Source organism: Micromonospora sp. NBC_00421 (assembly GCF_036017915.1).
GTDB lineage: Bacteria > Actinomycetota > Actinomycetes > Mycobacteriales > Micromonosporaceae > Micromonospora.
In genome coordinates this window covers 3108190-3118770 of record NZ_CP107929.1, presented here as the reverse complement: position 1 = coordinate 3118770, position 10581 = coordinate 3108190, and the positions used below count along the sequence as shown (strand labels likewise).

The 10581-nt window shown below is 74.5% G+C and carries 1 protein-coding gene; it reads left to right on the top strand.

The genetic code is table 11. The features are described from left to right. Window positions 1-336: 336 nt before the first annotated feature. Window positions 337-10572: a type I polyketide synthase gene (locus OHQ87_RS13115; RefSeq protein WP_328348245.1), complete on the top strand. Its 10236-nt coding sequence runs from the start codon at window positions 337-339 to the stop codon at window positions 10570-10572. The last annotated feature ends 9 nt before the right edge of the window (window positions 10573-10581 follow it).

Sequence of the window (10581 nt, the reverse complement as noted above, 5' to 3'; positions counted from 1 at the left end):
ACCTATTGACCGGCCATCGTCGGGCACGTCGGCGGGGCCGGTCGCGGAGGCACTTACCGCCGTCGCGACCGGCCCCGCCGGGCCGCGGGCATATCGCGTTCGGGGTGGCCCCGCACCAGCCTGCGGCCGGTCCGGTGGCGGTCCTCTAGGGGCTGACCGTAGGGGCACCGTAGGGGTTGTGACCGTCGCCGGCCGACAATTACCTTCCTCCCGGTAGGACCGCAACGCTGTTGATTATTGCAATTCGTGATCGGGCTGAACGGCTGTGGTGTCGCAGCTTGAGGCGTCTGTGGACGGTATTGGGTCGCTCTTTTCCGGCCCGAAAAGGTGGCGCTAATGGCGACTGAAGATACCCTCCGGGAATACCTGAAATGGGTTACCGCGGACCTCCACCAGACCAGGCGGAAGCTCGGGGAGTTGGAGGCGGCCAACCGGGAGCCCATCGCCATCGTCGGCATCGGCTGCCGCTTCCCGGGCGGGGTGCGCTCATCCGAGGACCTGTGGCACCTGGTGGCCGACGGCCGCGACGCCATCTCCGACTTCCCCACGGACCGGGGCTGGGACCTGGAGCGGCTGATCCACCCCGACCCCGACCACCCCGGCACCTCGTACGTCGGGCAGGGCGGCTTCCTCGACTCGGCCACCGAGTTCGACCCCGGCTTCTTCGGCATCTCCCCCCGCGAGGCGCTGGGCATGGATCCGCAGCAGCGGCTGCTGCTGGAGACCTCGTGGGAGGCGTTCGAGCACGCCGGCATCGACCCGGCGGACCTGCGCGGTCACCAGGTCGGCGTGTTCGCCAGCACCACCGGCCAGGACTACGCGGCGCTGCTCCAGCCGCCCCCGCCCGGCGTCGAGGGGTACGTCCTCACCGGCACCGCCGCCAGCGTCGTCTCCGGCCGGATCTCGTACGTGCTCGGCGTCGAGGGCCCCGCCGTCTCCGTCGACACCGCCTGCTCGTCGTCCCTGGTGGCGCTGCACCTCGCCTGCCACGCCCTGCGACAGGGTGAGTGCACCCTCGCGCTGGCCGGCGGTGCCACCATCATGTCCACCCCCGCGGCGTTCGTCGGCTTCAGCCGCCAGCGCGGGCTCGCCGCCGACGGGCGGGTCAAGGCGTTCGCCGGAGCCGCCGACGGCACCGGGTGGGGTGAGGGCGTCGCCGTGCTCCTGGTCGAGCGACTCTCCGACGCCCGCCGCAACGGCCACCCCGTCCTCGCCGTGGTGCGCGGCAGCGCGGTCAACCAGGACGGCGCCTCCAACGGACTCACCGCCCCCAACGGGCCCTCCCAGCAGCGCGTGGTGCTCCAGGCCCTGGCCAGCGCCCGCCTCTCCCCGGAACAGGTCGACGCGGTGGAGGCGCACGGCACCGGGACCAACCTCGGCGACCCCATCGAGGCCACCGCGCTGCTCGCCACGTACGGGCAGGGGCGGCCGGCGGACCGGCCGCTGCGGCTCGGCTCGGTGAAGTCGAACATCGGGCACACCCAGGCCGCCGCCGGCGTCGCCGGGGTGATCAAGATGGTGCTGGCCCTCCAGCACGACCTGCTCCCGGCGACCCTGCACGTCGACGAGCCCACCCCGCACGTCGACTGGACGGCCGGCGCGGTGTCACTGCTGACCGAGGCGCTGCCCTGGCCGCGCGGCGAGCAGCCCCGCCGCGCGGGCGTCTCCTCGTTCGGCATGAGTGGCACCAACGCGCACGTGATCATCGAGGAGGCACCCGCCGAGACCGCGGACGCCGCCGCACCGGTGGCCCCCGGCACCGACCCCGCCGCCGCGCAGGCCGCGCCGGCGGTGGCGGCCGGCCCGGCCGCGGTGGCGGCTGCCGGGCTGGTGCCCGTGCTGCTGTCCGCCCGCGACGCCGCCGGGCTGGCCGCCCAGGCGCGGCGCTGGGCCGAGTGGCTCGACACCGCCCCCGACGCCGACCCCGCCGGCCTGGTCGACCTCGGCTGGTCGTCCGCCACCACCCGTGGCGCCCTGGAGCACCGGGCTGTCGTCCTCGCCACCGACCGCGCCGACCTGCCGCGCGACCTGCGTACGCTCGCCGACGGCGGGGTCGCCGCCGGTCTCGTCGTCGGCGACGGGCCGCGCGGCGGGCAACTCGCGTTCCTGTTCTCCGGCCAGGGCGCCCAGCGCGCCGGTATGGGCCGGGAGTTGGCGGCGGCGTTCCCGGTCTTCGCCCGCGCGCTCACCGAGGTCTGCGCCGCGCTCGACCCGCACCTGCCCCGCCCGCTCGCGCCGGTCCTCGCCGCCGACCCGGGCACCGGGGACGCCGACCTGCTCGACCAGACGCTCTGGACCCAGGCGGGACTGTTCGCCGTCGAGGTGGCCCTGTACCGGTTGCTGGAATCCTGGGGCGTCACCCCGGACGTGCTGCTGGGCCACTCCATCGGCGAGGTCGTCGCCGCCCACGTCGCGGGGGTGCTCACCCTCGCCGACGCCGCCGCGTTGGTCGCCGCCCGGGGTCGGCTCATGCAGAACCTGCCAGCCGGCGGCGCGATGCTCTCGGTCGCCGCCGGTCTCGCCGACGTCGAGGCCGTCCTCGCCGACCTCGACGGCCCGCTCGGCGTCGCCGCCGTCAACGGTCCCACCGCCGTGGTGGTCTCCGGTGCCGCCGACGCCGTCGCCGAGGTCGACCGCCGGTTCACCGATCGTGGCGTACGCACCAGACGCCTCCCCGTCAGCCACGCCTTCCACAGCCCGCTCATGGAGCCGATGCTCGCCGAGTTCCGGGCCGTCCTGGAAGGGCTGACCCTCGAAGCGCCGACCCTGCCGATCGTGTCCAACGTGACCGGTGCGCCGGTCGACGCCGAGGAGATCCGCAGCCCCGGGTACTGGGTGCGGCACGTCCGCGAGGCGGTCCGCTTCGCCGACGGCGTGGAGCGGGCACGCGCCCTCGGCGTCGGCACGTTCCTGGAGGTCGGCCCGAGCGGCGTGCTGACCGCGCTGACCCGGGAGATCGTCGGCGCGGACGCCGTCGCGGTGTCGTCGCTGCGCCGGGAGCGGCCCGAGCCGGCGTCCCTGCTGACCGCCCTCGCCGAGCTGCACGTCGCCGGGGTCACTGTCGCCTGGCGGGAACTGTTCGCCGGCGTGGAGCCGCGTCGGGTCCGGCTGCCCGGGTACGCCTTCCACCGCCAACGGTTCTGGCCCGAGCCGCCCCCGTCCGCCCAGGTGGAGGCCGCCACGGGCGCGGACGCCGAGTTCTGGGCGGCCGTCGAGCAGTCCGACGTCGACGCGTTGCGTGACCAGCTCGGCGCCGACCCGGCCGGCAACGCCGACCCGGTGGACGCCCTGCTGCCGGCGTTGCCCGTGCTCGCCTCCTGGCGCCGCAACCGGCACGACCGCTCGGTGGTGGACGGCTGGTCGTACCAGGTGGTGTGGAAGCCGGTGCCGGTCGCCGACGGTGACCGGCCGGCGGGGCGTTGGCTGCTGGTGCTGCCGGCGGACGCGGCGCCCACCTGGGCGGACGACCTGGTCGGCCTGTTCCGGGCGGCCGGCGACGAACCGGCGCTGCTGCGCGTCGGCGCGGACGACCTGGACCGGGCGACGCTGGCCGACCGGCTGCGCGCGGTGGCCGGCGACCAGCCCGTCGCCGGGGTGCTGCACGTCGTCGCCGGACAGGACCGGCTGCTGGCCGCGCACCCCGGGCTGAGCGTCGCCGCCGCCACCACCCTCGTGCTGGTACAGGCCCTGAGCGACCTGGATCTGGCCGCCCCCGTCTGGTGCCTCACCAGCGGCGCGGTCAAGGCCGGGCCCGCCGACCGGGTCACCGACCCGCTGCAGACCCTGGTGTGGGGCCTCGGCCGCGCCGCCGCCGTGGAGCAGCCGCACCGCTGGGGCGGCCTGGTGGACCTGCCGGCCGCCGTCGACGAGGCCGTCCTGCGTCGCCTCGGGGCCGTCCTCGCGGGCGGCAGCGGGGAGGACCAGGTCGCCGTCCGCGCCGGCGGCGTCTGGGGTCGCCGGCTCGCCCCGGCCCCCGCCCCGCAACGGCCGGCGGGGGACCCCTGGGCCGACGCCACCGTCCTGGTCACCGGCGGTACCGGGGCGCTCGCCGGCCACGTCACCAGGTGGCTGGTGGAGCGCGGTGCCCGACGCGTCGTCCTGGTCGGTCGGCGCGGCGCCGCCGCCCCTGCCCTGGCCGGGCTTCTGCAGGAGTACGGCGCCGACGGCCGGGTCACCGCCGCCGCCTGCGACGTGACCGACCGGCAGGCCGTCGCGGTGCTGCTGGACTCGCTGCCCGACCTGACCGCTGTGGTGCACGCCGCCGGCACCGACCAGCTCACGCCGCTCACCGGCACCTCCCTCGACGAGTTCTCCACAGTCGTCGCCGGCAAGGTGCTCGGCGCGCTGCACCTCGACGAGTGCCTGGCCGACCGGCCGCTCGCCGCGTTCCTGCTCTTCTCCTCGATCTCCGGGGTGTGGGGCAGCGCCGGCCAGTGCGCGTACGGGGCCGGCAATTCGCTGCTCGACGCGCTCGCCGTCGACCGCCGCGACCGGGGCCTCACCGCCACCGCCGTCGCCTGGACGGCGTGGGGCGGCGCCGACGGCATGGCCGCCAAGAACACCGCCACCGCGCAACTGCACCGGATGGGCCTGCCCACCATCGACCCGCAGCGGGCCCTGGTCGCCCTGGACCGGGCGATGCACCGGCCCACCCCCTGCGTCACCATCGCCGACGTCGACTGGAGCCGCTTCCACCCGGCTTTCACCCTGACCCGGCCCAGCCCGTTCCTGTCCGAGCTTCCGCAGGTGCGGGCGCTCGCGGAGGCCGAGGCGGAGATTGCCGCCGCGCCGCCCGGCGTGACCGGGGCGCTGCGCCACCTGGCCGAGCTGTCCGATGCCGGGCAGGAGCGGGAACTGCTCCGGATCGTCAACGAGCAGACCGCCCGGGTGCTCGGCCACGCCACCCCGGACGACCTGCGCGGCCGGCCGTTCAAGGACCTCGGCTTCGACTCGCTCACCGCCGTGGACTTCCGCACGAAGCTGAACGAGGTGACCGGGCTCCGACTGCCGTCCACTCTGGTCTTCGACCACCCCACCCCGGCCGGCCTGGCCCGGCACCTGCGCGAGACGGTGTTCGGCACCGACGCCGCCGCGCCCGCCGCGCCCACGGCCCTCGTCGGTGCCGACGAGCCGATCGCGATCGTGGGCATGGCCTGCCGCTACCCGGGAGACGCCGGCAGTCCCGAGGGGCTGTGGCGGCTGGTCGCCGACGGCGTTGACGCCATCGGCCCGTTTCCCACCGACCGGGGCTGGGACGTCCCCGCCCCGGACAGCGGCTACGCCCCGGCCGGCGGCTTCCTGTACGACGCGACCCGGTTCGATCCGGTGTTCTTCGGCATCTCCCCGCGCGAGGCCCTGGCCATGGACCCGCAGCAGCGGCTCACCCTGGAGGCGTCCTGGGAGGTCCTGGAGCGGGCCGGGCTCGACCCGACCAGCCTCAAGGGCAGCCGTACCGGCGTGTACGTCGGCGCCTCCACCTCCGGTTACGGGACCGGGTTGACCGAGGTGCCGGAGGGCACCGAGGGCTACCTGATGACCGGCGGGGCGCACAGCGTCATCTCCGGCCGGGTGGCGTACACCCTCGGCCTGGAGGGACCGGCGGTGACAGTGGACACCGCCTGCTCGTCGTCGCTGGTGGCCCTGCACCTGGCCGGCGAGGCGCTGCGCCGGGGTGAGTGCGACCTCGCCCTCGCCGGCGGCGTCGCGGTGATGGCCACCCCGGACACCTTCGCCGAGTTCTCCCGGCAGGGCGGGCTGGCGGCTGACGGGCGGTGTAAGTCGTTTGCTGCTTCGGCGGACGGTACTGGTTGGTCCGAGGGTGTGGGGATGTTGTTGGTGCAGCGGCTTTCCGATGCCCGTCGGGAGGGTCGGAGGGTTTTTGCGGTGGTGCGTGGTTCGGCGGTGAATCAGGATGGTGCGTCGAATGGGTTGACGGCGCCGAATGGTCCGTCGCAGCAGCGGGTGATCCGGCAGGCCCTTGCTTCGGCGGGGTTGTCGGTGGCGGATGTGGATGTGGTGGAGGCGCATGGTACTGGTACGACGCTTGGTGATCCGATCGAGGCGCAGGCGTTGTTGGCTACGTACGGGCAGGGGCGGGAGGTTCCGCTGCTGTTGGGTTCGGTGAAGTCGAACATCGGGCATGCGCAGGCGGCTGCTGGTGTGGCGGGTGTGATCAAGGTGGTGCAGGCGATGCGGCACGGGGTGGTGCCGGCGTCGTTGCATGTGGATGAGCCGTCGCCGTATATCGACTGGTCGGCGGGTGCGGTGGAGTTGGTGACCGAGGCGCGGCCGTGGCCGGTGGTGGGGCGGTCGCGTCGGGCGGCGGTGTCGTCGTTCGGTATTTCCGGCACGAATGCGCACGTGATCATCGAGCAGGCTGACGAGGTCGGGCTGCCGGTGGAGGTTGCTCCGGGGCTTGTCGACTCGGACGTGGTGGTGTGGCCGGTGTCGGCGCGGTCGAAGGAGGCGCTGGCGGGTCAGGCGGGTCGGCTGGCGGCGTACGTGCGTGGGCATGGCGGTCTTGACCCGGCGGCGGTCGGTTGGTCCCTCGCCACCACGCGGTCCACCTTCGACCAGCGGGCGGTGGTGGTGGGGGCTGGTGCGTCGGATCTCCTCGCCGGGTTGGAGGCGGTGGCGTCGGGTGTGCCGGCGGGGAACGTGGTTACGGGTGTGGCTGGTTCGTCTGTTGGCCCGGTGTTCGTGTTTCCGGGTCAGGGTGGTCAGTCGGTGGGGTTGGCGGCGGGTTTGGTGGGTCGTTGTGGGGTGTTTGATGCGCGGTTGGCGGAGTGTCAGCGGGCGTTGGCGCCGTTTGTGGATGTGGATCTGGTGTCGGTGTTGACGGGTGGGGATGTGTCGTGGTTGGAGCGTGTGGAGGTGTTGCAGCCGGTGTTGTTTGCGGTGGGGGTGTCGTTGGCGGAGGTGTGGCGGGGGGCGGGTGTGGTGCCGGGGGTGGTGGTGGGTCATTCGCAGGGTGAGATCGCGGCGGCGTGTGTGGCGGGTGTGTTGTCGTTGGAGGATGCGGCGCGGGTGGTGGCGTTGCGGGCTCGTGCTCTTGGCATGTTGGCGGGGTCGGGGGCGATGGCGGCGGTGGATCTGCCCGCCGACGAGGTCACGGCCCGGTTGGCTGATCATCCTGGGGTGGTGGTGGGGGTGGTGAACGGGCCGGCGTCGGTGGTGGTGTCGGGTCCGCCGGGGCAGGTCGCGGAGTTGGTGGAGACGTTCCGGGCCGAGGGGGTGCGGGCGCGGCCGATCCGATTCGACTATGCGTCGCATTCCCCGGCGGTGGAGCAGGTCCGGGAGCAGATGCTGACCGATCTGGTCGGTGTGGTTCCGCAGGTGGGGCACACGCCGATGGTGTCCACCCTTACCGGGCGGTGGGCTGATCCCACCGCGATGGATGGTGGTTACTGGTATGAGAATCTGCGGGGTCAGGTGCGGTTCGATGCGGCGGTGCGGACGGCGGTGGGGGCGGGTTACACGACGTTCGTGGAGGTGTCGGCGCATCCGGTGTTGACGATGCCGGTGACCGCGATCCTCGACGACGCGGGGGTGACCGGGCATGTATTGGGTACGTTGCGTCGTGGTGAGGACGATCCGACGCGGTTGCTGACCAGTCTGGCTACCGCGCATGCGATCGGTCTGCCGGTCGACTGGACCACGGTCCTCACCCCGGCACCCACCCTCGACCTACCCACCTACCCGTTCGGGCGGGACCGCTACTGGCTGGCGCGCGGCGGGACCGGTCGGGCCGGACTGCCGTCGGCGGGCCTCGACGCGGTGGACCACCCGCTGCTCAGCGCCGCAGCCGACCTGCCCGGCGACGACGGCCTACTGCTCACCGGGCGGATCTCGCTCGCCAGTCACCCGTGGCTGGCCGACCACGCAGTGCTCGGCACCGTGCTGCTGCCCGGCACCGCCCTGGTCGAGTTGGCATCCCGCAGCGGTCGGACCGTCGACACCGCGCACGTGGTGGAGCTGGTGCTGGAGGTGCCGCTCGTCGTCCCGCAGACCGGCGGCGTCGACCTGCGGGTAAGCGTCGGGCCGGCCGACGGCGACGGCTGCCGGCCGGTGACCATCCACTCCCACGTCGACGACGGCACCGACCGACCGGGCACGGCCCGGCAGTGGCAACGGCACGCCACCGGCCTGCTCGCCCCCACCCGGGCGGTGACCGTGGCCCCGGCCGGAGCCTGGCCGCCCGCCGACGCCGAACCGATCCCGCTGGACACGCTCTACCCGCACCTGGCCGAGCAGGGCTACCACTACGGCCCCGTCTTCCGGGCACTGCGCGCGGCATGGCGGCACGGCGACGACATCCTGGCCGAGGTGGCGTTGGACGCCGACGCGGCCACCACCGACGCCGTCGGGTTCTCGGTGCACCCCGCGCTGCTCGACGCCGCCCTGCACGCCATCGGCGCCAGCGCCCTGGGCCGCGCCGAGGACGCCCCGTCGCAGCCCGGCGCGGCGCAGCCCGGGTTGCCGTTCTCCTGGACTGGGCTGGCCCTCGCGCCCACCCGGGCCCGCGAGCTGCGGGTGCGGCTCACCGTGACCGAGGGATCGGTGGCGGCGACCGTCACCGACACCGGCGGCGTGCCCGTCGCCTCCCTCGACGCCCTCGTCCTGCGGCCGATCAGTTCGGACCAGCTCGACGCGGCCCGCCGCGCGGCCAACCGGTCGCTGCACCGGCTCGACTGGATCGCCCCCGAGCCGGGAACGGACCGGACCGCCCGCCTCGCCGTGCTCGGCGACGCCGGGGGGTGGCCGGGCATCGAGGCGTACCAGGATCTGGACGACCTGGTGGCGGCCGTGGCAGCCGGGGCGGCCATGCCCGACGCGGTGGTCGTCGGCTGCGCGGGACTGCGCGCCGACGAGCCGAGCCCCGCGCGGGTCGCGCACCTGGTCAGCCACGAGACGCTGGTGCTGGCCCAGGACTGGCTCACCCGGGAAGTCCTGGCGGACGCCCGGCTCGTCGTCGTCACCCGGGGTGCGGTCTGCGTCGACGGCGACGAACGGCCCGCCGACCTGCCCGCCGCCACGGCGTGGGGTCTCGTCCGCTCCGCCCAGTCGGAGAACCCGGGCCGGTTCGTGCTGCTCGACCTCGACGACGATCCCCGCTCGGCGGTCGCGCTGCCGGCGGCGCTGGCCACCGGGGAACCGCAGCTCGCCGTCCGTGCCGGGCAGCTCCGGGCACCCCGGCTGGTCCGGCTCGGACCGCCGCCGCAGGACCGGCCGGCGCCCGACCTGTCCACCGGCACGGTCCTGGTCACCGGCGCCTTCGGCGTGCTCGGCCGGCTGGCCGCCCGGCACCTGGTCACCCGGCACGGCGTGCCCCGGCTGCTGCTGGTCAGCCGCAGCGGCGCGGACGCACCCGGCGCGGCGGACCTCGTCGCCGAGCTGACCGCACTCGGTGCCAGCGCCCAGGTCGCCGCCGCCGACGTCACCGACCGGGACGCCCTCGCCGTGCTGCTCGACGAGATCCCCGCCGACCGACCGCTGGTCGGCGTCGTGCACGCCGCAGGCATCCTCGACGACGGGGTGCTGCCGGCGCTCACCCCGGCCCGGTTCGACACCGTCCTCGGGCCGAAGGTGGACGCTGCCTGGCACCTGCACGAGCTGACCGAGAAGCTCGACCTCGCCGCGTTCGTGCTGTTCTCCTCCGCCTCCGGGCTGTTCGGCGGTCCCGGCCAGGCCAACCACGCCGCCGCGAACGCCTTCCTGGACGCGCTCGCCCACCACCGTCGGGCCAGCGGACTGGCCGTCACCTCGATGGCGTGGGGGCCGTGGGCCAACCCCGACGGGCCCGGGGGACCGCAGGGACACGTCGACGAGCAGCGGATGAGCCGGGCCGGCTTCCACCCGCTCGACGCCGACGAGGGTATGGAGCTGTTCAGCGAGGGGCTGCGCTTCGGCGACGCGGTGGTCGTCCCGGTGAGCCTGGACCACGGGCTGCTCGGCCGGCTCGGCCCGGCACTGCCCCGGCTGCTGCACGGTCTGGTCCGCCCGGCCGGGGCCGCTCCGGTCGCGGCGACACCGGCGGCCGACGCGGCGGACGCGCTCCGCGCCACCCTCGCCGCCACCCCGGAGGCAGAGCGGGACCGGGTGCTGTCCGACCTGGTCCGCACCCACGCGGCGGCGGTGCTCGGCTACTCCTCGATCCGCGACATCGACGAGGAGAAGGGCTTCGTGGAGCTCGGTTTCGACTCGCTGACCGCTGTGGAGTTCCGCAACCGGCTCGCCGCCGCTACCGGGCTGCGCCTGCCGTCGACCCTGATCTATGACCGGCCGACCACCGGCGCGATGGTCGCCCACCTGCGCGGCGCGCTGCTCGCCGAGCGGACCACCACCGCGCTGTCCGTGCTGGGCGAGCTCAACAAGCTGGAGACCGCCATGCGCGCGGTCACCACCGAGGACACCGACCGCACCGCCGTCGCCGCCCGGCTGCGCGAGCTGCTGTCGCTCTGGACGTACGCCGAGGCCGGCACCGACGACGCCGCCACGGGCGACGGCAACCTCAGCACCGCCAGTGCCGAGGAGCTGTTCAGCCTTCTCGACGACGAGCTCGGATCGGCCTGACCCGGATGC

What these genes read in the sequence shown, in the direction of transcription:
- OHQ87_RS13115 (WP_328348245.1), top strand. Translation starts at nt 337, where the DNA reads ATGGCGACTGAAGATACCCTCCGGGAATACCTGAAATGGGTTACCGCG.